The organism is Nitrospirota bacterium, assembly GCA_040757335.1.
Lineage (GTDB): Bacteria > Nitrospirota > Nitrospiria > 2-01-FULL-66-17 > 2-01-FULL-66-17 > JBFLXB01.
Genome location: JBFLXB010000023.1, coordinates 13,292 through 37,218, shown reverse-complemented (window position 1 = coordinate 37,218; position 23,927 = coordinate 13,292). Strand labels below are relative to the sequence as shown.

Annotated in this window: 22 protein-coding genes; 16 read left to right on the top strand and 6 right to left on the bottom strand. The window is 64.2% G+C overall.

Features of this window, described 5'->3' with window-relative positions; genetic code table 11:
• Positions 1–6: 6 nt before the first annotated feature.
• Both AB1451_12210 and AB1451_12205 read left to right on the top strand, forming a co-directional pair.
• On the top strand, positions 7–882 hold the full coding sequence (locus AB1451_12210; protein ID MEW6683667.1) for a hypothetical protein: 876 nt from the start codon (positions 7–9) through the stop codon (positions 880–882).
• A gap of 27 nt (positions 883–909) precedes the next feature.
• Positions 910–1,971, top strand: coding sequence for a hypothetical protein (locus AB1451_12205; protein ID MEW6683666.1), 1,062 nt, complete (start codon positions 910–912; stop codon positions 1,969–1,971).
• A 240-nt stretch (positions 1,972–2,211) separates the two neighbouring features.
• On the opposite strand, the gene AB1451_12200 is transcribed toward AB1451_12205, so the two are convergent.
• The 6 genes from AB1451_12200 to AB1451_12175 form a co-directional block, all read right to left on the bottom strand.
• Complete coding sequence (locus AB1451_12200; protein MEW6683665.1) at positions 2,212–2,886, bottom strand: ABC transporter ATP-binding protein; 675 nt, start codon at positions 2,884–2,886, stop codon at positions 2,212–2,214.
• The gene (locus tag AB1451_12195; protein MEW6683664.1) at positions 2,879–4,129 is read right to left on the bottom strand and encodes a lipoprotein-releasing ABC transporter permease subunit; all 1,251 of its coding nucleotides are present in this window, start codon (positions 4,127–4,129) and stop codon (positions 2,879–2,881) included. Before AB1451_12195 ends, AB1451_12200 begins: the two co-directional genes overlap by 8 nt.
• Positions 4,130–4,161: 32 nt before the next feature.
• Positions 4,162–5,643: a lysine--tRNA ligase gene (lysS, locus tag AB1451_12190; protein ID MEW6683663.1), complete on the bottom strand. Its 1,482-nt coding sequence runs from the start codon at positions 5,641–5,643 to the stop codon at positions 4,162–4,164.
• Positions 5,644–5,802: 159 nt separating this feature from the next.
• Positions 5,803–6,871 (bottom strand): peptide chain release factor 2 gene (gene prfB, locus AB1451_12185; protein MEW6683662.1). Its coding sequence is split into 2 segments (ribosomal slippage): positions 5,803–6,855 and positions 6,857–6,871, totalling 1,068 coding nucleotides; the frame shifts between segments, so codons are not numbered across the junction.
• Between the two features lie 320 nt (positions 6,872–7,191).
• A complete protein-coding gene (lnt, locus tag AB1451_12180) occupies positions 7,192–8,817 on the bottom strand; it encodes an apolipoprotein N-acyltransferase (protein ID MEW6683661.1) in 1,626 nt (541 codons plus the stop codon).
• Complete coding sequence (locus AB1451_12175) at positions 8,814–9,452, bottom strand: DUF3105 domain-containing protein (GenBank protein MEW6683660.1); 639 nt, start codon at positions 9,450–9,452, stop codon at positions 8,814–8,816. Before AB1451_12175 ends, lnt begins: the two co-directional genes overlap by 4 nt.
• A gap of 253 nt (positions 9,453–9,705) precedes the next feature.
• Between AB1451_12175 and AB1451_12170 the strand changes: the two genes are divergently transcribed.
• From AB1451_12170 to AB1451_12105, 14 genes are all read left to right on the top strand, one after another.
• A complete protein-coding gene (locus AB1451_12170; GenBank protein MEW6683659.1) occupies positions 9,706–10,167 on the top strand; it encodes a peroxiredoxin in 462 nt (153 codons plus the stop codon).
• A 4-nt stretch (positions 10,168–10,171) separates the two neighbouring features.
• Complete coding sequence (locus tag AB1451_12165; protein ID MEW6683658.1) at positions 10,172–10,591, top strand: thioredoxin domain-containing protein; 420 nt, start codon at positions 10,172–10,174, stop codon at positions 10,589–10,591.
• A gap of 222 nt (positions 10,592–10,813) precedes the next feature.
• Complete coding sequence (locus AB1451_12160) at positions 10,814–12,055, top strand: TIGR00300 family protein (protein MEW6683657.1); 1,242 nt, start codon at positions 10,814–10,816, stop codon at positions 12,053–12,055.
• Entirely contained in the window at positions 12,052–12,855 is an 804-nt protein-coding gene (locus tag AB1451_12155) for an arginine deiminase-related protein (protein ID MEW6683656.1), read from the top strand. The genes AB1451_12160 and AB1451_12155 overlap by 4 nt, the downstream gene beginning before the upstream one ends.
• Positions 12,856–12,858: 3 nt before the next feature.
• Positions 12,859–13,623, top strand: a complete 765-nt coding sequence (locus AB1451_12150) for a glycosyltransferase family 2 protein (GenBank protein ID MEW6683655.1) — start codon at positions 12,859–12,861, stop codon at positions 13,621–13,623.
• Between the two features lie 57 nt (positions 13,624–13,680).
• The gene (locus AB1451_12145) at positions 13,681–14,610 is read left to right on the top strand and encodes a D-alanyl-D-alanine carboxypeptidase family protein (protein ID MEW6683654.1); all 930 of its coding nucleotides are present in this window, start codon (positions 13,681–13,683) and stop codon (positions 14,608–14,610) included.
• A gap of 189 nt (positions 14,611–14,799) precedes the next feature.
• Positions 14,800–16,125 (top strand): ammonium transporter, encoded by a 1,326-nt coding sequence (locus AB1451_12140; protein ID MEW6683653.1) that lies wholly within the window; start codon positions 14,800–14,802, stop codon positions 16,123–16,125.
• 21 nt (positions 16,126–16,146) lie between these two features.
• Positions 16,147–16,485 carry a P-II family nitrogen regulator gene (locus AB1451_12135; GenBank protein MEW6683652.1) on the top strand — a complete coding sequence of 113 codons (339 nt, stop codon included), beginning with the start codon at positions 16,147–16,149 and terminating at the stop codon, positions 16,483–16,485.
• A 403-nt stretch (positions 16,486–16,888) separates the two neighbouring features.
• Entirely contained in the window at positions 16,889–18,607 is a 1,719-nt protein-coding gene (locus AB1451_12130) for a chemotaxis protein CheA (GenBank protein ID MEW6683651.1), read from the top strand.
• 49 nt (positions 18,608–18,656) lie between these two features.
• Positions 18,657–20,300: a methyl-accepting chemotaxis protein gene (locus tag AB1451_12125; protein ID MEW6683650.1), complete on the top strand. Its 1,644-nt coding sequence runs from the start codon at positions 18,657–18,659 to the stop codon at positions 20,298–20,300.
• A gap of 33 nt (positions 20,301–20,333) precedes the next feature.
• The gene (locus AB1451_12120) at positions 20,334–20,804 is read left to right on the top strand and encodes a chemotaxis protein CheW (GenBank protein MEW6683649.1); all 471 of its coding nucleotides are present in this window, start codon (positions 20,334–20,336) and stop codon (positions 20,802–20,804) included.
• Complete coding sequence (locus AB1451_12115; GenBank protein ID MEW6683648.1) at positions 20,804–21,700, top strand: protein-glutamate O-methyltransferase CheR; 897 nt, start codon at positions 20,804–20,806, stop codon at positions 21,698–21,700. Before AB1451_12120 ends, AB1451_12115 begins: the two co-directional genes overlap by 1 nt.
• Positions 21,700–22,830, top strand: a complete 1,131-nt coding sequence (locus AB1451_12110; protein MEW6683647.1) for a chemotaxis response regulator protein-glutamate methylesterase — start codon at positions 21,700–21,702, stop codon at positions 22,828–22,830. Before AB1451_12115 ends, AB1451_12110 begins: the two co-directional genes overlap by 1 nt.
• 193 nt (positions 22,831–23,023) lie before the next feature.
• Positions 23,024–23,842, top strand: coding sequence for a hypothetical protein (locus AB1451_12105; protein MEW6683646.1), 819 nt, complete (start codon positions 23,024–23,026; stop codon positions 23,840–23,842).
• Positions 23,843–23,927: the final 85 nt, after the last annotated feature.

Genomic DNA, 23,927 nt, shown 5'->3' with positions numbered 1-23,927 from the left:
CCATGGGTGCCCTTCCAACCACCATCAGCCGGAATTGACAAGGCCTGGTGCTCCGATATAGTGGAGCCCATGTTCAACCACGGTCCGGAGCGTGGACTGCGTGAAGGAGAGGCGATGACCAAGACCAATCGTTCCACGCGTCGTGTGGTGAGCGCCTTCTGGGTGGGACTGCTTGCCGGGGCGTTGGGTGCGTGCGGCGACCAGAATCTGTTCGAAAGCCTTGCCGACGGCAATACGGCCGAAGCCAAGATCGAGTCGGCGAAGATCGCCATCGACAACGGGAATTACACCGAAGCCATCGCCATCTTGCAAGGTCTGTGTGGAACGAACCCTTCCGCTGTTACCTGTGACGCGGAGACCGCCAGCCTCCTCGCATCCGCGTACTCCGGTCGTGCGGGTCTTAACGTGTTTGATTTGATCGAGAACTCGGTGAACACGACCATTGGGGCGACCAACAGCTTTTCCAGTTTTTCCATCTTGATGCCGTCACCGAGCGCTGGTGACGTTGCCGATTTGCACGCGGCGGTGGAGATCTTGGCCAACCTTTCGAATCCGACGCCTAACCAGTATCTCCAAATGGCCATTTCCGCCATGGCGGACATTGTGGTGACGGCCGGTGTTGAGCTCACAAACGGTTTCAAACCCAACGGGAGACCGAATACCGTCCCCACCTTGACTGAGGTGCAGAGCGCCCAGAGTGCAAACGGGACAGTCAGCCAGATTTCTGATGACCTCGACCTTGTCGTCCAAGGACTCGCAGGGGTGGGGTTGTCGAACGAGGACTTAACGAGCGACCTCGCCGAGATTAAGACTCAACTCGACGGGAACAACGACAGTGACGTGTCGGACGTTGAGCTCCAAGCGTTCTTGGCACTTCCATAGCTAGGCGGTAGGGAGAGGAGCCCGATGATGCAACGTCGGATATGGATGGCGATCGTGGGGGTGGCCCTCGTTTGGGGAACATGTAGGCCGGCTTTGGCCGCGGAGTACCCCACTTTGTTTCGCGGAGTGCGTCCGCTCGGAATGGGGGGCGCGTTTATCACCCTGTCCGACGACGAGAACGCGCTGCTGTATAACCCGGCGGGCTTGAACGACGTGGAGCGCGCCGGCGCCGCGATCCTGAACCCGTATGTGTCCGTGTCGGAAAACAGTCTCGGTCTGGCCTCGGATATCCAGGACTTGGAGGGCACCGACGAGACGGCGGTGGCGGATTTCCTGAATCAACACGTGGGCGAACACCAACATGCGCAGGTTGCGCTCTTCCCCAATTTTTACATGCGCAACTTCGCCTTCGGGGTGCTCGGAGACGCGGTCTTGGATCTGGAGGTCCGGAATCCCGCGAACCCGGAGGTGGTGACCGACGCCAAGGTCGACGCGGCCGGCCTCGTGGGCGTGGCGTATGGCTTCTGGAAGGGCGCGCTGCAGGTTGGGGCGACCGGAAAATACGTGCGACGCGAGGGCGTGAAGAAGATATTCCAGGCCGCGGATATTGTGGTGGACTTCGACCCGTTTGCGGATCGGACCAAAGCCACCGATGTCGCGTTCGACATCGGAACGAAGGTGAATTTCCCGGTCCTGTTGCGACCGTCCGTCGCACTCATGGTGCAAAACCTCGGCGACTTGGATTTCGAAGCCCTGGGCGTTATTCCGCAGCAGCTCCACATGGGCGTTGGACTCCATCCCGATTTGTGGCTGCTATCCAACACCTTGGTTCTGGAGGTCCACGACCTCACCAAGGAGATCACCGAGGATGACGACCTCTACAAGCGAGTTCATTTGGGTGCCGAGGCGCGTTTTCCCAAGATCCTGGCAATCCAGGCGGGCGTGAACCAAGGGTATTACACGGCCGGCGTCACGCTTGATTTGTGGATTCTGACCCTGGCGGCGGCGACGTATGCCGAGGAGGTGGGGACGTTTGCGGGGCAGCGGGTGGATCGGCGGTATGTCGCGCAACTCACGCTGGGCTTCTGAGGAGCCTGTCCATGACCGGCCATCTGCGGTGTTGCCGCTGCGCTTGCTTCGCCAAGCGAGCGGAAGTGGTCATTGCCAGCGCGAGAGAGCCGCGCGAAGCGCTTTCCGGTCCTCACGTCGTGGTAGGGGCGTATTGCAATACGCCCCTACAGGTCCGGTTCTCGCGGCGCCTTGCATCTGACCGCTCCTGAACAGGCTCCGCCGTCTGAGGGCTAGACGGCGGGTTCCGAAGCAGACCGTCTATTCAATCCTTCCATCGACCATCCTGATCACTCGATCTGCTTCCAGGGCGAGCTTTTCGTTGTGCGTGACGATCAGGAAGGTCGTGCCGCGGGCTTGATGCTGGCGTTTGAGCACCGCGATCACCTCTTCGCCGGTGTGGGTGTCCAGGTTGCCGGTGGGTTCGTCGGCGAGCACGACCGGCGGTTCCAGCACGAGCGCGCGCGCGATCGCCACCCGCTGCTGCTCTCCGCCTGAGAGTTCGCCCGGCCGATGCGCCAGTCTGGCGCCGAGTCCCACGTTGTCCAAGATGTGTCGCGCGCGTTCGCGTATCTCGGCGTGATTCAGCCCTCGGATCAGTCCCGGCATCATCACGTTCTCCAGCGCCGTGAATTCGGGCAGCAGGTGGTGAAACTGGAAGACAAAGCCCACCGTGCGGTTGCGAAACGGCTCGATCTCCGCCTCGCGCAGTCGGTCCACCCGCACGCCGTCCACGGTGATGGTGCCGGTGGTGGGGCGGTCCAATCCCCCCAGCAGGTGCAGGAGGGTGCTCTTGCCCGCGCCGGATGCGCCGATCAACCCCACGATTTCGCCGCGTGCAATGGTCAGGTTGATGCCGCGAAGCACGTCGATGGTGTCGCGCCCGATCGCAAACGACTTGTGAAGATCCTCGGTCTGAATGATCGACTCATTCATACCGCAGAGCCTCGACGGGCGCGAGGCGCCCCGCTTGCCACGAGGGGTAGACCGTGGCCAGAAACGTGATCAGTAGGGCTGAGCCCGCGACCAACGCGACGTCGAAGGGGTAGATCCGGACCGGAATGTGGCTGATGTAGTAGACGTCGGCGGGCAGCGTGTAGAACGTTTCGATCGCCCAGCAAACCAGGTAACCCAACGGGATGCCGATCACCACGCCCACCCCGCCGATGATGAGGCCGTCCAGCATGAAAATGCCCATAACCGCCCGCCGGGTGGCGCCCATGGCTTTGAGGATCGCGATCTCGCGCGACTTCTCGATCACGATCATGGTGAGCGTGCCGATGATGTTGAACGCGGCGACCAGGATGATCAAAATCAAAATAATGAACATGATGATCTTTTCGAGCTTCAAGGCTGAGAACAGGTTGCGGTTCATCTCGCGCCAGTCGCGCACCCAGTACTGCCCACCTAGCGCGGATTCGGCGGCGACCGCCACCTGTTCGGCCCGGAAGATCTCGTCGACCTTGACCTCGATGCCGTTGACCGCGGCACCCATCTGGAAAAAGTCCTGGGCCTGCTCGATCGAAATATACGCGAACGACGAGTCGTAGTCGTACATGCCGGAGTCGAAGATGCCCACCACCTGGTAGGGCCGCAGCTTCGGGACCATGCCGAACGGTCCCATGGTGCCCTGCGGCGACACCACGTTGAGGGTGTCGCCCATAAACACGCCCAAACGCAGCGCGAGTTCCTTGCCGATGATGATGCCGAACCGGGGCGAGAGCTCCGGCTTGTCCTCGGGCGGGGGAAACGCGGTCGTCAGGTCAGCGAGGCGGCCGTCGATCAAATTGCGCTCCAAGTCTGTGACCGATCCCTCGGTGGCGGGGTCGATGCCGCGCAGGACCACGCCGGAGACGTTCGATTCGGCAGTGAGCAGGACTTGATTGAAGATGAACGGCGCGGCTGCGACCACGTGGGGGAGTTTCGACACGGTTTTGACCAGTTCCTCGTAGCCTTTGATGGGGCGCTGCGCGCGGTCGACGATCACGACGTGGGCGTTGGTGCCGAGGATTTTCTCGCGCAGGTTCTCCTCGAACCCGCTCATCACCGCGAGGGTGGCGATCAGCGCCGCAACCCCGAGCGTGACCCCGGCGATCGAGATGAACGTGTTGAGAGACACGGTTCGCTGGCGCCGCTTGGCGCGCAGGTAGCGCAGGGCAATCAAGACTTGGTAGCTCACGCGGGTAGCGGGTTGGGATTCATGGACGAGCCCTAGGCCTCAGGCTTCATTTGTGGAAAAAGAATGACATCACGAATTGACGCCTGGTCCGTCAACAACATCACGAGCCGATCGATGCCGATCCCTTCGCCGGCGGCGGGCGGCATCCCGTGCTCCAAGGCACGAAGGAAATCCTCGTCCACTCGGTGCGCCTCTTCATCGCCGCGTGCGCGTTGGGCGGCCTGCGCCTCGAAGCGCTGACGCTGGTCAATGGGATCGTTCAGCTCGGAAAAGCCGTTGGCGATTTCCCGGCCCGCGATGATCAGCTCGAACCGTTCGGTCAGAGACGCGTCGTCGCTGCGCCGCTTGGCCAGCGGGGAGATGTCGGTGGGAAAATCGGTGATGAACGTCGGGTTGACGATCGCGGGTTCGATTGAGTGCTCGAACAATGCAGCCTGGATCTGGCCCAGCGTCTCATCCCCTTTGACCGGGACTCCCACGGACCGGGCGAGCCGCTCCGCCGCGTCGCGATCCCGCACCGAATCCACGCTGACCCCGTGTTGCTCCGCGATCGCTTCCAGCATGCCGATCCGCTTCCACGGCGGCCGCAGGTCGATCGCCTTCCCCTGATAGGTCAGTTCCAGCGTGCCGCAGACCTCTTGCGCGATCCCCGTGATCAGGTCCTCGGTCAGGGGCAGCAGGTCGGTCACGTCCGCGTGTGCGATATAAAACTCCAGCATCGTGAATTCTGGATTGTGGATCGTAGAAACGCCCTCGTTGCGGAAGTTGCGGTTGATCTCGTACACCTTCTCGAACCCGCCCACGATCAGCCGTTTCAGATACAGCTCCGGCGCGATCCGCAGATAGAGGTCCGTGCTCAGCGCGTTGTGATGCGTGATGAACGGCCGCGCAGCCGCGCCGCCCGCCACGGCTTGCATCATCGGCGTCTCGACCTCGAGGAACCCCTTGGCGTTGAAGAAATTCCGGAACCCCTGGATGATGCGGCTGCGCTTGACGAACGTCTCTTTGACCTCGGGGTTGGCGATCAGATCCAGATACCGCTGCCGGTAGCGGATTTCCACGTCCGTGAGGCCGTGCCATTTCTCTGGAAGCGGCCGCAGCGCCTTGGCGAGATGCACCACCTCGCGGGCTTCCACGGTCAACTCATCGGTCTTGGTGCGGAATACCCGCCCGCGCACGCCGATAAAATCGCCCAAATCCAATTGCTCAACGATCGAAAAATCCGTGGCCGAGAGCGCGTCGCGCTTCAAGTACGCCTGGATCCGCCCGCTCGCGTCCTGGAGATGCACGAATGCCGCCTTCCCGAATCGACGCAGCCCCACCACGCGGCCCGCGATTTCAGCGGACGGGGTATCGGTTTCAAGGCGTTCGCGCGAGAGCTGTCCAAACCGTCGGTGGATGTCCTGAGCCGAGTCGTCGGGGACAAATCGCCTGCCGAACGGGTCGATGCCGAGGGCTTTGAGCGTGTCGAGCTTGGCCAGACGGGAGCGAATCTGGTCGTTGAGGTCATCCATATGCAGCGGGGGCACTATAGGGCAAGAATGGGGGGATTAGCAAGCAACGGCGTTGCATACTTTCGAGATGGACTTTCGGGGACTTATACGCAGGTTGGAACCAAACTGCGTATAACTCCAACCACGAATCTACTGCCCGACGGCGTGAATAGCAGCAGCTTACCGCTTTGCGGCCGCGCCAGCGGCCTGCTGCATAAGGTACGCCTCGATGAACTCGTCGATTTCGCCGTCCATCACCGCGGAGACGTTGCCGACTTCTTTGCCGGTGCGGTGGTCTTTGACCATTTGGTAGGGCTGGAACACGTAGGAGCGGATCTGGCTGCCCCAGGCGATGTCTTTCTTTTCGCCGGCGAGTTTGGCGACTTCTTCGTCCTTCTTGCGCTGCTCCATCTCGTACAACTCGGCGCGCAGCACGCGCATCGCGACTTCCTTGTTCTGGTGCTGCGAGCGTTCGTTCTGGCACTGGGTGACGATGCCAGTGGGCAGGTGCGTGATTCGGACGGCCGACGAAGTCTTGTTCACGTGCTGCCCGCCGGCGCTGGAGGCACGGTAGGTGTCGATGCGCAGGTCCTTTTCGTCGATCACGATGTCGATGTCGTCCTCGATTTCGGGGTACACGAACACGGACGCAAACGACGTATGCCGCCGTTTGTTCGCGTCGAACGGCGAGATGCGCACCAACCGGTGCACGCCGGCCTCGGCCCGCAGGCGGCCGTAGGCGTACTCGCCCTTCACCATGAAGGTCGCGTCTTTAATGCCGGCTTCGTCGCCGGGTTGCAGGTCGATCATTTCCACGCCGTAGCCGGCGCGCTCGGCCCAGCGCATGTACATGCGCATCAGCATCTGGGCCCAGTCTTGCGACTCGGTGCCGCCCGCGCCCGGGTGAATCGTCACGAACGCGGAGTTGATGTCCTTCTCTCCGGAGAGCAGTTTTTCCTGTTCGAGCTGGGAGATCGAACGTTCCAGGGTGTCGAGTTGCGAGGCGAGTTCCCCGAGCAACGAGTCGTCTCCGCCGCGGGACAGCTCGATCGCCGCGGTCACGTCTTCGGCCAAGCGCTCTGCGGAGCCCCACTGGTCAAGTTCTCTTTGCAGACGGGCCTTTTCCTGCGTGAGGGTTTTGGCCTTACGCTGGTCGTTCCAGAAATCCGGGGTGGAGGCGAGGCGCTCGAGCTCGTCGAGGCGGGATGTCAGGCGAGCGTGGTCAAAGATACCCCCGCAGGGTGATCATGCGTTGGCGCAATGATTCAAATCGGCTCTGATAATCTTCGAGAATCACGGCACTCCTCCTTGGCAGGCTGCTGAAAAAGTCCGTCTGCAGCGTTGCTTCGCCATCTGCAGAGAGACGGACGATTCCATGCTGCGCCTACGGCGCAGTGCAGATTCTCGGTCCGTCGGAAATCCTCACGTACGACCCAGTACGCTCCGGTTTCCTCCTCCCTGCGGCCTTGCAGCCGGAACTTTTTGAGCAGCCTGTCGGGTTGTTCGACTCTTCCGTATGTGTTAGACATCGATAGCGTGGACGATACTATCACGGCTCACGGCCGCTCGTCACGAGGGTTTGCCCCTACAAGCCTCACGTCGAGCTTCGCGGGCCGCGCGTGCCAACACCGCCAGCACGAACACGGCGCAGAACCACGCGAACAGGTCACCGTAACGCGTGTACCAGGTCTTCTCCATCCTGGGGACGAGCGTGGCGACGCGGGTGGCCGGCACGAATAGGTCGCTCGTGGTGACCAGACGTCCGGTCGCGTCGATGAACCCGGAGATGCCGGTGTTGGCGGCGCGCGCAAAGGGGACCCGGTTCTCGACCGCGCGGAACACCACCATGTCGAGGTGCTGGTAGGGGGCGGCGGAGCGGCCGAACCAGGCATCGTTGGTGATGGCGGCCATCAGCGTGGCTCCGTTCCGGACCGCGGCCCGCGTCAATTCCGGGAACACGACCTCGAAACAGATCATCACGCCGAGCCGGAATCGGTCGAGCCTAAACACGGTGGCGTTCTCTCCGGGGACGAACTCTCCGATGCCGTCGACCATCTTGTTCACAAAAAACAGCAGGCGTTCGAGCGGCACGTACTCGCCGAAGGGCACCAGATGCAGCTTGTCGTAGCGGCCCGCAATCCCACCGTTCGCGGTGACCACGTACGCGCTGTTGTACAGCCGCGGCTGTTCGCCGACCGCTGACTCGACCGCCGGGCTGCCGAAGAGCAATGGCGTGCCTTCTCTGACCACGAATTCGATCAACTCCTCCCGGTGCGCGACATCCCGCTCGAAGAAGAACGGCATCGCGGCCTCGGGCCACACGATCAAGTCCAGCGGCTGATCCGCCTGTTCGCGGGTGAGGGCCTGGTACCGGTCGATCGTCTCTCGCCGAAACGCCGGGTCCCACTTGCGGTCCTGATCGATGTTGCCCTGCACCACGGCGACGGTGACGGGGGTGGTTTCCGCCATGGCCCCGGCAATCTGATCGAGGCGCCAGTGACCGTATACCAGCACGGCCAGAAGCGCCAGCACGGCGAGGCCCAGCGGTCCGGCTACCCCGCGCAGAGACACGGGCGGGCCCTGCATGGGGACAAACGACGCCACCGGGATCGGCATCGGCATCTCCCCGGTGGGACGCATCGCTGCCAGCGCCACGGCCAGCGCGGTGTTGACGAACACAATCAGGTACGAGACGCCGTACACCCCGGTGAACTCCGCGATCTGGATCACCGGCAGGGTGCCGGCCTGCGAGTAGCCGAGCGCGCCCCACGGGAGTCCCGTGAACAGGTACGTGCGCGTCAGTTCGACCGCGGTCCACGCCGCGGGGAGCGCGACCAAACGTATCCACGTCCGTTGGTTCGCCAGAATCAGCGCGGTCAACGCAAACAGCCCCACGTAGACCGCGAGATAGGCGGCCAACAACAGCAGCAGGGGGTAACCGAGCCATTCCGGCAGGTGGCCGTAGTGCACCATGGTGTAGACGAGCCACCGCAACGACCCGGTGAAGAACGTGGCTCCCGCGATCCACCCGAGGAGGAAGGCGCCGCGGCGCGAGGCCGTCGCGATCGCCAACAGCAGCGGCACCAGCGCGAACCACGCGGCGAGCGCGAGTTGCGGGCGGGGAAAACTGAGGGTGAGCAGGAGACCGGAACTCGCCGCGGCCGCGATCTGCCGCCACGATAACGCGGCCGTCACGGTTTCTGTGCTGCGGGAGCCTTTTCGTGCGCGGGGTGGTGGTCGATTCCGATAAAGGCTTCGATGAACCGGACGATCCGGTCCTCGTCGTATCCGTCAAAGGAGTCGATCCGGCCCCACGCGGTCAACGCGATCTGGTGCTGCATGTCGGGGTACGGCGCTACGATCAAATGGTCGTATTTACTGCGGAGCGGGCGATCAGGAGTCGCGGGCCGCGGCATGGACGCGCGATCCGCCTCGGCTTTGTCGCGGTACCGGGCGGCCAGGGCTTCCAGTTTGGCCACGAGGTCGGGGCAAGGTTGATCGCACTTGTACTGCACGATCACGCCACCGTCCTCCAGATTGTGGACCTGGAGTTCTCTCACGATGGGGGCTTTGTGCACGCCCCACTTGGCGACCCACTGGAGGTGCGGTCCGGACGTCGGCGGGGCGGTGTTGTACGGGACGTGCGGTGTGCTGGGCGACGCGACGTGCTCGTTGCCCAGCGTCTCGACGGCGCGACCGGGTTTGCCGTCCGGCTTCTGCGGGGTGGCCGCGGTCTTGGGCGCTTCGGCGGCCTGGGTATGCCCCGCGACCAGGCTTCCCATCATCAGCAGTGCCGAAGCCATCATGATGCCCACCAGCCGTCTCTGCATACTCGAATCTCCCATGAGCAACATCACGGGATGGTAACAACGCGGGAATCGAAAGTAAAGAATGCGCCGTCTGCCTCCATTCCAGGAGCATATGGACTGGCGGTCGATGCTCGACCCGGTTTTCGGCGCTCCGCGACGCGGCTTGACAACGCCAAAATCGCCGTGTTAGAAGGGTGACTCTTTTCTTCCGGTGCGCGGTGCGGGTTCTTCCGCACGGTTGCGCGATCTGACAGACACACGAGGAGGAACGGCCATGGCAGCGGAAATTCAAGTGGGGGCGACGGCTCCGGACTTCGCGCTGAAAGATCAGGATCAGAAGGAAGTGAAACTAGGCGACTTCAAGGGCAAGAAGAACGTGGTGCTGGCGTTCTATCCGCTCGATTGGAGCCCGGTCTGCACCAAGGAGAACAAGTGTTTGACCGACGACTTCCCGAAGTTTTCGTCGGCCGACACGGAGGTGCTGGGCGTCAGCATCGACAGCGTCTACTCCCACAAAGCGTGGGCGGACTCCCTGGGACTCAAACACCGCTTGCTCTCCGACATGGGCGGCAACGTCGCGAAAAAGTACGGCATGTACTTAGAAGACAAATACATCACGAAGCGCGCCACCGTAGTGATCGACAAGAACGGGGTCGTGCGGTTCGTGAAGGTGCAAGAAATCCTGACGCCGCGCGATGATCAGGAGATTCTGAACGCCATCAAGACCTTGAAGTAACCACTTGCGATCCGAACACGCGTCGGGGCGCACGCTGGTGCGCCCCGACGGTTTTCGGCGCCCTTCTCCGCCCATGGACGGCTCACAGCCCGAAGCGATCGAACTGCCGCGGGTCAGCGACGAGAACTTCGAAGAATTCCACGAAGCGCCCGCCGCGGCCGTGTTTTTCAAAATCGCCAACTGCCACGGCTGTGAGGAATACGAGCCCGCCATCCAGGCGACGGTTCGATCGTTCTCGCCAAAGGTCAAGTTCGGGAGAGCCCTGATGCACGTGCCGGGCTCTCGCGAGATCAAAAAACGCTACGAGTTCGAGAGCTACCCGACCACGCATTTGTACAAACGGGGAAAGCTGGTGTTCTCGGCGTCCGAACCGCTGTCTGTCGACGCCCTCGCGAACGCCATCAGAGAGCATTTGATCGGGTAGGAGCCTGTCCATGAGCGGCCATCTGCGGCGTTGCCGCTGCGCTTCCGCTGCTCACGTCTTTGTAGGGGCGTATAGCAATACGCCCCTACGACTGCGGTGCTCGCGGCGCCTTGCATCTGACCGCTCCTGAACAGGCTCGGTCAGTCCGAACCTGTCAGGCTGGTGCGGGGATTGAAACGCTTCGCAAAAGTCCGCTCGGCTTTCTCATTCTAAAAGGCACCGATGCCGTCCGAAACCGTCGAGCTCCGCGGCCACATCATCGATTCGCTGCTGCTTCCCAAAGTCCTTGACGAAATCATGACTCTTGGCGGGAGCTTTGAGATCATGGAACTCGCGGTCGGGCACACCCGACAGGACACCAGCCGAGCCGTGATCCGCGTGAGCGCGTCCGACGCGGAGCAACTCGACGCGATCCTGGGTCGCATCGGCCAACACGGCGCGATCCCGGTCCACGGGGAAGACGCGCTCCTGGTTCGGGCGGACTGCGACGGCGCGTTTCCGGACGGGTTCTACTGCACCACGCACTTCGACACCTGGATCCGGCGCCAGGGCGCGTGGATCCCGGTCGAGCACCCGGAGATGGACTGCGGGATCGGGTTTGACCCTGCGTCCGGGCGGGCCTTCACCCTTCCCATGCACCGGGTGCGGCGCGACGACCTCGTGGTGGTGGGCCACGCCGGGGTCAAGGTCGCGCCGATCGACCGCTCCCCCGAACGCAACGTGTTTGAGTTCATGGCCAGCAGCGTGTCATCCGAAAAGCCCAAAGCCGTGGTCATCCGCGAAATGGCCCGGCACATCAAGACCGCCCGTTCCGCGGGCCAGAAGGTGTTGGTGGTGGCGGGACCGGCGGTGATCCACACCGGGTCGGGAGGACACCTGGAGCGCTTGATCAAGGCGGGGTATGTGCAGGTGCTCTTTGCGGGCAACGCGTTGGCCGCGCACGACATCGAGCAGGCGCTCTTCGGCACGTCGCTGGGCATGTCTTTGGACGCGGGCGTGCCGGTCAAAGAGGGTCACGAACACCACCTGCGCGCGATCAATGCGATACGCCGGGCCGGGGGCATCCGGCAGGCGGTTGAACGCGGGCTGCTCTCCCGCGGGATTATGCACGCGTGCGTGACCCGCGGCGTGGACTACGTGTTGGCCGGATCGATTCGAGACGACGGGCCGCTGCCCGACGTCATCACCGATGCGGTGCGGGCGCAGGATGCGATGCGCGAGAAGATCCGCGGCGTGAGCGTGGCGATCCTGATCGCGACCACCCTGCACTCGATCGCCACCGGCAACATTCTGCCGGCGTCGGTCAAGGTCATCTGCGTCGACATCAACCCGGCGGTGGTGACCAAATTGGCCGACCGCGGGAGTTTTCAAGCCATGGGCTTGGTCACGGACGTGGAGCCGTTCCTGCGCACGCTGGTCGAGGCCCTGTCCGAGCCGTCATCAACGAGCGCCAACGCGGGATGACGCACGGGCGCTCCCTGCTGATGTGCCCTCCCGACTACTACGGCATCGAGTACGAAATCAACCCGTGGATGGACGTGCGCCGGCCGGCCGACCCCGACCGCGCTCGGGCACAGTGGCGCGCGCTGTACGATCTGCTGACCGCCGGGTTGGGCGTCCACGTGGACCTGTTGGAGCCGGTTAAGGGGTTGCCCGACTTGGTGTTCACGGCGAACGCGGGCATGGTGGCGCACCGCCGGTTCATCGCCAGCCGTTTCCTGCATCCCGAACGTCAGCGAGAGCAGCCCACCTACGAGGCCTGGTTTCGAACCCGCGGGTACGCGATCGACACGCTGCCGGAGCAGACCTGTTTTGAAGGCGAGGGTGATGCCCTCTGGCTGGGCGACACGTTGTTCGCCGGGTACCGGCTCCGCTCCGACGTCACGTCCCACCAGGCGGTGGCCGCGATCCTCGGGTGCCGGGTACTGTCGCTCGAGTTGATCGATCCGCGCTTCTACCACCTGGACACCTGTTTCTGCCCGCTGGACGAGCGGCGCGCGTTGTATTATCCGCCGGCGTTCGACGAGTACGGGCAGCGGGTCATCGCCCAATTCGTGCCCGAGGCCATTGCGGTGGACGAGGCCGACGCGTTGCGCTTCGGGTGCAACGCGATCGTGGCGGGCCGCGAGGTGGTGCTGCAATCGGGGTGTGCGGCGCTGGAAGCGTCGTTGCGCGCGGCGGGGTGGACGCCACGGCCCGTGGATCTTTCCGAGTTTCACAAGGCCGGCGGCAGCGCCAAGTGCCTCGTGCTGTGGGTGGAGTAACGGGTGTACAAGTCTCGGTACGTGGTGGTGGTGATGCCCGCATATAACGCGGCGCGCACGCTCGAGGACACCTATCGTGAGGTCATGGAGCAAGGCATCGTGGACCGGATCATTCTGGTGGATGACGCCAGCCGCGACGACACCGTGGCGGTGGCCCGAACCCTGGATCGGGTGACGGTCCATCGCCACCCGCGCAACCTCGGGTACGGCGCCAACCAAAAGACGTGTTACCGGCTGGCCCTGGACGCGGGGGCCGACATCGTGGTGATGGTCCATCCCGACTATCAGTACACGCCCCATCTGATCCCCGCGATGGTCTCCATGATCGCCAACGGCCTGTATCCTTGCGTGTTGGGATCGCGAATTCTGGGCGGGTATGCGCTGAAAGGCGGGATGCCGGCGTGGAAATACCTCTCGAACCGCGTGCTGACGCTGTTCCAGAATCTCTTGTTGGGGGCGAAATTGTCGGAGTACCACACGGGTTATCGCGCGTTTTCCGCGGCGCTGCTCAGAGCGTTGCCGATGGAGGACAACTCGAATGATTTCGTGTTCGACAACCAAATGCTCGCGCAGATCTTGTGGGGCGGACACGCCATCGGGGAGGTGAGTTGCCCCACCAAATACACGGCCGAATCCTCGTCGATCAATTTCCGGCGCAGCGTGGTGTACGGCGTCGGGTGCTTGGTGACCGCGCTGACGTATCGCGCAGCCAAGCTGGGACTGATTCGGTCGAAACGGTTTCCTCCCCCGTGGACCACCACACGTTGACGATCCGAACGCCTTCCATTATAGTTTCGCCCAATTATCGGCGGCTGGGGGTGAAGGTTGAAGCAACCGGGTGTCGGGTGGACGGCGGTGGTCGGCGCGGCCATGCTGTGGGGATCGGCCGCGGCGGGATGGGCCGAGGAGCCTGCGGTGTGGCCCAAAGTCCGCGCGAAGGGTCTCTTGCTCGTGGACCTCGAACAGCGCAGGGTCCTGTACGAATCCAACTCGACCGCTCGGTTGGCGCCGGCGAGCCTGACCAAGGTGATGACTGCGGTGATCGCGATCGACGAAGGGGACCCCGACGCCGAGGTGACGATCAGCCGCCACGCGGCCCGCGCCACGGGTCATCGGCTGCGGCTGCGGGCCGGGCAGCGGTTCCGACTGGGAGATCTCATTCAGACGATGTTGGTCACCTCCGCGAACGACGCGTGCCGGGCCGTGGCCGAAGCCATCGGGGGAACGGAGACCGCGTTCGTGAACAAGATGAATCGCTACGCGGAGGCGTTGGCGTTGACCGAGACGCATTTCGCCAACGCCTGCGGATTTGACGCGCCGGGGCATCACTCCTCGGCGCAGGATCTTGCGCGGCTCGCCGCCGCTGCACAGGAACGTCCGGCGTTTGCCGAAGCGGTCAAGCTGCGCGGAGGGAAGCTGGTGACCGTTGACGGCCGACGAGTCTATCCGTTTCGGACGACCAACCGGTTGATGGCCACGTTCGAAGGCATGGTGGGCGTGAAAACGGGGTTCACTCGGGGCGCGGGGCGCTGTCTCATCGCGCGCGTCGTGCGTGAGCAGGGTGACGTGCTGTTGGTGATGCTGAACGCCCCCCGGCGGTGGGGCGATGCCGCCACGCTGTTGACCCGCGCGTTCGACACCCTTGCCGCCGACCGACAACGGGACGAAGCCGGGCCGACATGGGAACGGGTGGACGCGCTGGAGTTGGCGCCCAATCCCGAACCGGGCACCAGCCGAAGCCCGCTCCCGCTATAGCATCTCCTCCCGGAAGGGCCCCCGGCTCCCTCGATCCGCTCCTCGCCGGGTTCCGGCCCACCCCTTCGCGCCACTTTCCGCACCCGTTGTCGCATGCCTGTTGACCCCGCCCTCGTGTTGTGACAGTATACCGGGCCACGGTCACTGACAAAATTGTCGAACGCGGAACTCTTGACGAGGAGACTCCTCATGATCGACGTGCCGCGGTCCAGGGTATGGATGGTGTCGGGAGCGTGTGGCGCCCTCGCACTGGTCTGGCCGGAACTCGCCTGGGCGCAGGAGGCCCAGGCGCCCACCCCACCGGTGATTGATTCCGGCGATACCGCGTGGATGTTGATGTCGAGCGCGCTCGTTCTGCTGATGACCGCTCCGGGTCTCGCTTTGTTCTACGGCGGGCTGGTCCGGACCAAAAACGTGCTCGGTACCATCATGCAGTGCTTCATGATTCTCTGCGTGGTGACGCTGGTGTGGATTCTCGCCGGGTACAGCTTGGCGTTCGGACCCGACCGAGGCGGGCTCATCGGCAGCCTGGAGTGGGCCGGGTTGCAGACCGTGGGAACCGACCCGCATCCGACCTACGGGCCCACCATTCCCCACCAAGTATTCATGCTCTTTCAATTGATGTTCGCGGCCATTACCCCGGCCCTGATCACGGGCGCGTTTGCCGAACGGATGCGCTTTTCAGCCGTCATCCTGTTCACGGTGCTGTGGTCGCTGTTCATTTACTCCCCGCTGGCGCACTGGGTGTGGGGGGGCGGCTGGCTGGCCAAGATGGGGGCGGTGGATTTTGCGGGCGGCGCCGTGGTCCACATCAGTTCAGGCGCCAGCGCGCTGGCGTGTGCGTTGGTGTTGGGAGCCCGCAAGGGCTATGGAACCGTCAACATGGCGCCCCACAACCTGCCGATGGCCTTGCTCGGGACCGGCCTGCTGTGGTTCGGCTGGTTCGGGTTCAACGCGGGCAGCGGGCTGGGCGCGAACACCACGGCGGCGGTGGCGTTTACGGCCACCCACGTCGCGGCCTCCGCCGCGGCGATTTCCTGGATGACCGCCGAGTGGCTGCAACGCGGGAAACCCACCGTACTGGGCATGGCAAGCGGCGTGATCGCCGGGCTTGCCACCGTTACGCCGGGCGCCGGGTACCTCGGACCGTTTTCCGCGCTGGTCGTGGGGCTGGCGGCTGGCGCTGCGTGTTATTTCTCGGTCGTGGCCAAGGGACGATTGGGGTATGACGACTCGCTCGATGTGGTGGGCATTCACGGCGTCGGGGGCATCATCGGGATTCTGGCAACGGGCTTGTTGGCGTCGGTGGGCGTGAAGGGGCTGTTGTTCGGAAATCCCGGCCAGTTGGGGGTTCAGGCGGTGACGGCGGTTGTGACGGCCGTCTTTACATTCGTGGGCTCGCTGATTCTTCTGAAGATCGTGGATGCGGTGGTGGGGTTACGTGTGCCGGTCGAGGACGAACATCGAGGCCTTGACCTGAGTCAACACGAAGAACGAGCGTACTCGGGTGAATAATCTCCGGACGGGGGCGCCGCTATGAAAAAAATCGAAGCGATCATCAAACCCTTCAAGCTCGACGAGGTCAAGGCGGCCCTCACGGATCTCGGCGTGCACGGGATGACCGTAACCGAAGTCAAAGGCTTCGGCCGGCAAAAGGGCCACAAAGAGGTCTATCGCGGGGCGGAATACGTGGTCGAGTTCGTGCCGAAGGTCAAGGTTGAGATCGTGATCCCCGACAATCTGGTCCAACGCGCCGTCGAGACGATCGTGCGCGCGGCGAAAACCGGCAGCATCGGCGACGGGAAAATTTTCGTCAATCCCGTGGGCGAAGCGATCCGCATTCGGACGGGCGAGACCGGCGAAGGCGCCCTGTAGCGTCCGAGACCCCCGACGCAGCGGCGTATCCGCGGATGCACCTGGTGTTCAAGCAGGAAGCCGAAGCCACCGAACCCAACAGTCGGGGATAAGCCGACGAGGTCTCGACTCCTCCAGTGCAGGCGATGATGGAGGTCCTTCCGTCGTCGCGGAGAAGGAGGCCTAACGCGCGGAACGGAGGACACGCTCGGATCTGGGACGGCTCGATGGAGCGAGCCGGTCCATGCAAGCGGGTTCGGTGATGATCGGGGGAAACCCTGTCCAGGGCTTCCCCCGACGCGTTTTCCCGCGTGTTGACGCGATCCGGTCGTGTGCTATCTTCACGATGTTCCGAATCCCATGGTGATGGACCACCCACCGTCGAGGGCGGCTTGTTCAGCCGCCATCCGCTGAGCGAAACGGGATGGCTGAGCCCGCGCGATCTTCCGATTTGCCGTCCGACGGACCAGACGCCGAACTCCGCAAGGCGGTGCTTCAAACCTTTTTAGTCGAGTCGGACGAACGCCTCACCGAGATGGAAGAGGCGCTGGTCGCACTGGAAGGCCGCCCGGGCGATGAGGACCTCATTCAGACCATCTTCCGGTGCGCTCACACGCTGAAGGGGAACGCTTCGACGCTCGACTTTCCCAAGGTGTCCGAGTTCGCCCACGCGATGGAGGACGTGCTCCAGCGATTTCGCAGCCGGACGCTTCCCGTGACCGCCGACTTGGTTTCGCTGCTCCTTCGCGGCGTGGACGCGCTTCGCCGGATGGTCTTGATCGCGCCGACCGGTCGCGACGATTTGGACCTCGCCCACGGTGATCTTCTGGGCCGGTTTCGCGACGCATCCGCGCAGCACGCCGTCTCCCGGCAGGCGCTTGCGGAGGGTCAGACTCCGGAGCCGGACGCGGGCCGCTCACGGCCGGTCGAGGGCGTACCGGACGATGCGCACCAGGGATTGAGACGGAGCCGGACCCTGCGGGTCGATATCGGAAAGCTCGACCGCCTCCTCGATCTCACCGGTGAGATCGCGATCGCCCAAGGACGCCTGCGCCAATCGCTGCAGGGATCCGCAACCGTATTCGGCGACGAAGTGCTCGAAGGCCACCGACAGGTGGAGCGGCTCTTCAGCGACCTCCAAGAGGTAATTCTCAAGGTGCGCATGGTGCCGGTGGGGCCGCTGTTCCGACAATTTCATCGCACGGTGCGCGACATCAGTCAGTCCCTCGGCAAGTCGGTACGGTTGGTGATCGAAGGCGAGGACGCAGAAGTGGACACCACCATTATCGAGTCCCTCAGGGACCCCATCACCCACATGATTCGAAACGCCCTCGACCACGGGATCGAGCCGCCCACGGTTCGCACCCGCAAGGGGAAAGACGCCGAGGGCCGGGTGACCCTGCGCGCGTTTCATCAGGCCGGCCACCTGATGGTTCAAATGGAGGATGATGGAGCGGGGCTCGACCGCGGCAAGATTCTCAAAGTGGCAAGAGCCAAGGGACTGATTGCGGATCACCAAACCGGTTCCGATCAGGAAACGCTTCGCTTGATCTTTGAACCCGGGTTCTCCACGTCCGAAGCCGTCACGGAGTTGTCGGGCCGCGGCGTGGGCATGGACGTGGTGCGGAAGAACGTGGACGCGCTGCGTGGGTCCGTGTCGGTAGAGAGTCGCAGGGACGCGGGAACGCGAATTACGATTCGTCTCCCGCTCACGCTCGCGATGATCGAGGGGTTTGCGGTCGGCGTGGCGGACGACACGTTCGTCATTCCCCTCGGAGCGGTGGCCGAATGTCTCGAATTGCCGTCCGACGCGCGCGGTCGCGGCGAGGCGTTCGGCGTAATCGATCTGCGCGGCGAAGCCTTGCCGTACCTTCGGCTGCGCGAGTTCTTCGGCCGAACGGGTCCGCCGCCGCGGCGTGAAAGCCTGGTGGTGGTACGGGACCAGGGAAGCCGCGCGGGATTCGTCGTCGACGCGCTCTACGGCGAGCGACAAGCCGTGATCAAGCCGCTCGGCGGGCTGTGTCGCGGGGCGCGTGGGATTTCGGGTGCGACCATCCTGGGGAGCGGTCGCGTGGCGCTGATCGTGGATGTGCCGAGCGTGCTGAGATGCGTGCACACCGCGTTGCCGTCGGCGGCAGCGTGAAGCGGCCGCGACGCCCAGGCGGTCGCCGGGCATGGGGAGGAACGGGGTGATGAGAATCGGGATCGGCGGGAAACTCTTCCTGGGTTTTGGGACCGTGCTCTTCCTGCTCGGCGTGGTGGGGCTCACGGGATGGCGCGACACGGCGAGGTTGTGGTCGGCGTTCAACGAGCTGTACACCGATCGGGTCGCGGCGTCGGTGACCCTGGCGCAAGTCGAACGCGGCCTGTGGGAACTCCGCTACGCGCTGCCGCAGTTCGTGGTCTCGAGCGAAGATGCTCGCGCTAAAATCGCGTCCGATGAAGCCCGATGGCAGGACCAGACCCAGATTGCCGTGACGGCGTACGCGGCCGGGGCCCGTTCGCGCGACGAGCAGGAGGCGCTCAAGGAGTGGGACAACGTGTTGTCCGCGTATTTCCAGGCCCGGCCGCACTGGTTCGAGCTGGCCCGCGCCGGCCGGACCGTTGACGCGGCGAAGTGGCGGACCGAGCGATTGGGCCCACTGGATCGGCGCGCGGTTCAGGCGCTCGATCGGTTGATGATCCTCCAGATCCAACGCGCGGGGGAGGAACAACGGGCCCTGAGCGGGGTGGTGGGAAAGGCCACCATCGTGCTGTCGGGCCTCGTTGTGCTGTCTCTCGCGGTTGGGTTCAGTTTGGCGTGGTGGTTCTCCCGCAGCATCGCGCGCGGGATCACGGAGGCGACGGTGGCGGCCAACGGCCTGGCCGAGGGAAACCTCAGTCAGCGGATCACCGTGTCGTCCGCCGACGAGGTCGGTCAGATGGCTCACGCGATTCGACGGATGGTCGCGCGATTGACCCACGTCATCGGGCAGGTCCGGTCGGGCGCGAGTGCGTTGTCTACCGCCGCCTCGCAGGTGGCGGCCTCTTCGCAGACGCTGTCGCAGGGCACCAGCGAGCAGGCGGCGTCGGTGGAGGAAGTGACGTCGAGTTTGGAGCAGATGAGCGCGTCGGTGACCCAGAACGCGGAGAACAGCCGTCAGATGGAGCAGATGGCCGTAAAGGGAGCGGGGGACGCCGACGAGAGCGGACGCGTGGTGCGGGAGACCGTCGAGGCGATGAAGGCGATCGCGGAGAAGATCTCCATCGTCGAGGAGATCGCCTACCAGACCAACCTGCTTGCGCTGAACGCCGCGATCGAGGCGGCGCGCGCGGGCGAGCACGGCAAGGGGTTCGCGGTGGTGGCGACGGAGGTGCGTAAGCTCGCGGAGCGGAGCCAAGAGGCGGCCAAAGAGATCGGCGCGCTCGCGGGATCCAGCGTCAAGGTCGCTGAGCGAGCGGGCCAGTTGCTCGCCGAACTGGTTCCCGCCATCCGTCGAACCGCCACGCTGGTCCAGGAGGTCGCGTCGGCCTCGCAGGAGCAGTCCGCGGGGGTGGCGCAGATCAGCCGCGCGATGACGCAGGTCGAAAAGGTGACTCAGCGCAATGCCTCCGCGGCCGAGGAACTGGCCTCGACCGCCGACGAGATGACCTCGCAAGCCGAGGCGCTTCAGCGCCTGGTGGCGTTCTTCCGCGACGGGAGAGCGGGCGACGTTCCTCCGGAGCGCAGAACCGGTGAGACCCCGCGTGGTCCGGATCGGGTCGGGCAGGCCGATCACCGTACGCCCAGAGCCGCCGCGCGCGGCAATTTGGCCCTTGTACCAGCTGACACGGACCCCGATTTCGAGCGCTTCTAGCAGACCGTCCATGAGGCTATAGGCAGACAGGGCGTGGACACGGAACAAGCAGCGGCCGAGACGGCACAGTATCTGACCTTCACGCTGGCGGGGGAGGAGTACGCGGTCAGCATCCTGAAGGTCAGGGAGATCATCAGGTACGATCCCACGCTGACTACGGTGCCGACCATGCCGGCCTGGGTGCGAGGCGTGATCAATCTGCGCGGCAGCGTGGTCCCGGTGATCGACCTCGCGGTCAAGTTGGGGGTGCCGAGCGGCGCGATCACGAATCGGACCTGCGTGGTGGTCGTCGAGGCCTTGGTGAACGGCGACCACACCGTTGCCGGCATCATGGCGGACTCCGTCAGCGAGGTGAAGGTGTTGGCTCCCGGCGACGTGGAACCACCGCCTGAATTCGGGACGCCGATCCGAGGCGATTTGCTCAAGGGGTTGGGCAAGATCGGCGCACGGTTCGTGCTGATCTTGGATATCGACCGCGTGTTGTCGACGCCCGCGGGCGTCTGATGTCCGATCCCTCCTCCGCATCGGTCGGGCCGGATCCGGCCATTCCGCCGATGACCGACTTGGAGTACGAACGATTTCGCACCTACATCTACGAGCATTCGGGAATCCAACTTGGTCCCGCCAAGAAGGAGTTGCTCGCCGCGCGCCTCGCCAGACGCCTGCGTGATCTCGAACTGTCAAGCTACGGCGAGTACTTCCGGCGCCTCGTCCAGGGGGATAAAGCCGAGGAGATCAGTCTGTTCGACGCGGTCTCCACCAACGAAACGCATTTTTTTCGCGAACCGCAACACTTCGAGTTCCTGCGGGACGTGGTCTTCCCACGCTGGGACCGCATGGCTGCGGCGGGCCTGCGCTCGCGGACCATTCGAATGTGGAGTGCGGCGTGCGCCACGGGCCAAGAGGTCTACTCGTTGGCGATGGTGGCGGAGGACCGGTTCCCGGCCGCGGCGGGATGGGACGTGGAGATTTTGGCCACCGACTTGTCCGTGCGGGCCTTGGAAGCGGCGCGCGTGGGCGTGTGGTCGCTGGACCAGAAACACGAGATCCCCGAGAAGTTTCTGAAGGCGTACATGCTCAAAGGGGTCGCCGGTCAGCGAGGTCGGATGAAGGCCGCACCGTCGATCCGCGCGCTGCTGCGGTTCGCTCGCGTGAATCTCAACAACGAGGTGTATCCCGTGGGCGGGCCGTTCGACGTGATCTTCTGCCGAAATGTGCTGATCTACTTCGACGCCGGGGCCAAGGCGCGGGTGGTGGATCGCTTGATGGGGTATCTGGCGCCCGGCGGGTACCTGATTCTGGGCCAGGTCGAAAGCGCCACCGGGCTCACCGACCGACTGCGGGCCGTGGGGCCGACCGTCTACGTGCGGGCGGATGCCGAGACCCTGGAGGCGGCGTAGTGGTCGCACGCGGCCGGCCGGCGTCTCGAAACCCTGCGGCTGAAGGGCGGCCGCTGCGGGTGCTGGTCGTGGACGACTCCGCCGTGGTCCGTCAACTCATCACCGCGATCTTGTCGCGCGAGCGCGGAGTGGCCGTGACCGCGGCGGCGGATCCCTTCGTCGCGATGGACCAGATGGCTCGCGTCCGTCCGGACGTGATCGTCCTGGACCTGGAAATGCCGCGCATGGACGGATTGACCTTTCTCCATAAGATCATGACCGAAGACCCGATTCCGGTCGTGATCTGTTCGAGCTTCACCGGAGCCGGCACCGAGGCTGCGGTGCTCGCGATGGAAGAGGGCGCGGTGGAGATCGTCACGAAACCCAAACTGGGGCTTCGCGAGTTCTTCGAGGAATCGGCGGTGCTCTTCGTCGATGCGGTGCGCGCGGCCGCGCTGGCTCGCGTGGGCGCGCCGATCGGCGCGGGGCGGCGCGTTCCACCGAAGTTGAGCGCGGATGCGGTGATCCCCGCGGCCGGCGGCCCCCGCCCGGCCTCCATCACGGACCCGGTCGTGGCCGTGGGCGCGTCCACCGGCGGGACCGACGCGCTCAGAGAGCTCCTCCAGGCGCTTCCGGCCGATTCGCCGGGCCTCGTCATCGTCCAGCACATGCCCGAGCGCTTTACCAGAGCGTTGGCGGATCGCCTGGATCGGTCGTGCCGGATCGAAGTGCGGGAAGCCCAACACGGGGATCGGGTCACTCCGGGGCGAGCCCTCATCGCGCCGGGTAATCGACACCTCGTGCTCGTCGCCTGCGGTGATTCCTACGCGGTCCAGGTGACGGGCGGGCCGCTCGTGGCGCGGCATCGGCCCAGCGTGGACGTGCTGTTTCGGTCGGTGGCGCAGGTGGCCGGGCCCAACGCGGTGGGCGTCATCATGACCGGAATGGGCGACGACGGCGCGCAAGGCATGGTGGAACTCAAACGAGCGGGAGCCGCAACCATCGCCCAGGACGAGGCCACGTCGGTGGTGTTCGGGATGCCGGCGGAAGCCATTGCTCGCGGCGTGGTGGACGAGGTACTGCCGCTGGGAGCGATTGCCGCCGCGGTGCTCCGCAGAGCGGCGTTGGGCAGGACCAGGCAGACCGCTTAGCAAGAGGCTCGTCCCCGAACCAACCATCGCTCTTCGCTGTATTCCTCCGCACCACAACCCGCTCCGTACCGATTTGTTCGCCACCGACACTTCTGTTCGACGAATCTGTTGTTGCGGTCCTGGCCTGACCGCCTGACGCGGGATTCTTCAGGCACATCGTTTGCTCTTCCCATTCGAAAACAACGGAGAGGAGATGCGGACACTCATCGAGTTCCTGGTCGCGGCCGGATTGGCGCTGCTGTTTCACTTCGTGCTCAGTCTCGAGCGCGAAGCCTACGTCCTCTTCGGCGTCGGCGTGCTCCTGACGTTGGCCGTGCATCTAATTCTCGACCGGCTGCGCGCCGCGGAGACTCGGACTCTCGAAGCGGTGATGCGTGCGCACCGAATCGAGTCGGCGTTGGACCGCGTCGAAGATCCCGAGGCCATCGTCAAGAGCCGATCCGTCCTCGACACGACCCATCAAGTGCTCGTGTTACTGGGGGACGGCGCGATTCCACTGACCGAGGGCGAGTACTACTTTGAAGCCAGCCAGTGCCTGGGACGATGCACCCGGGAGATCCGCGCCGTGAATTCGGTCGACGTCACGGATTGGCTCGGCAAGGTGCAAAAGCGCAAGTACTACGAGGACCAGGTGCGGACGCGCGATCGCGGTGTGGCCATCGCGAGGATTTTCGTATTGCGCCGGGGAGACCTGGAAGATTCCGACGTGCTCAGAACCATTCGGCACCAACAGGACGACGGCATCGCGGTGCGCGTCGTCTTGCACGAAGACGTGGCTTTCTCGGGACGAGAAGGTGTGGAGATGGTTACCAACTTCGTGCTGTTCGACGACAAGGTTCTGATCGCCCGCACGCCGCTGCTCGGGCTCTATTACGGGAAAAAAACCCGCGCGCCCGGAGAGATCGAGCGCTACCGCCGGACGTACGAATTGTTGGACCAGTATGCTCGCCCGTTGGCTGACCTGCTGCCCCGGGCCACGGGAACCGATGTCTCCTTGGCCAAGGCGTCGTAGCGGGTTACGCGACCGGAAGCTATTCAAACCGGTGTTTGGCGGAACGAAACGATATGTGTACGGACGAGAGCGATGTCCACTTGAA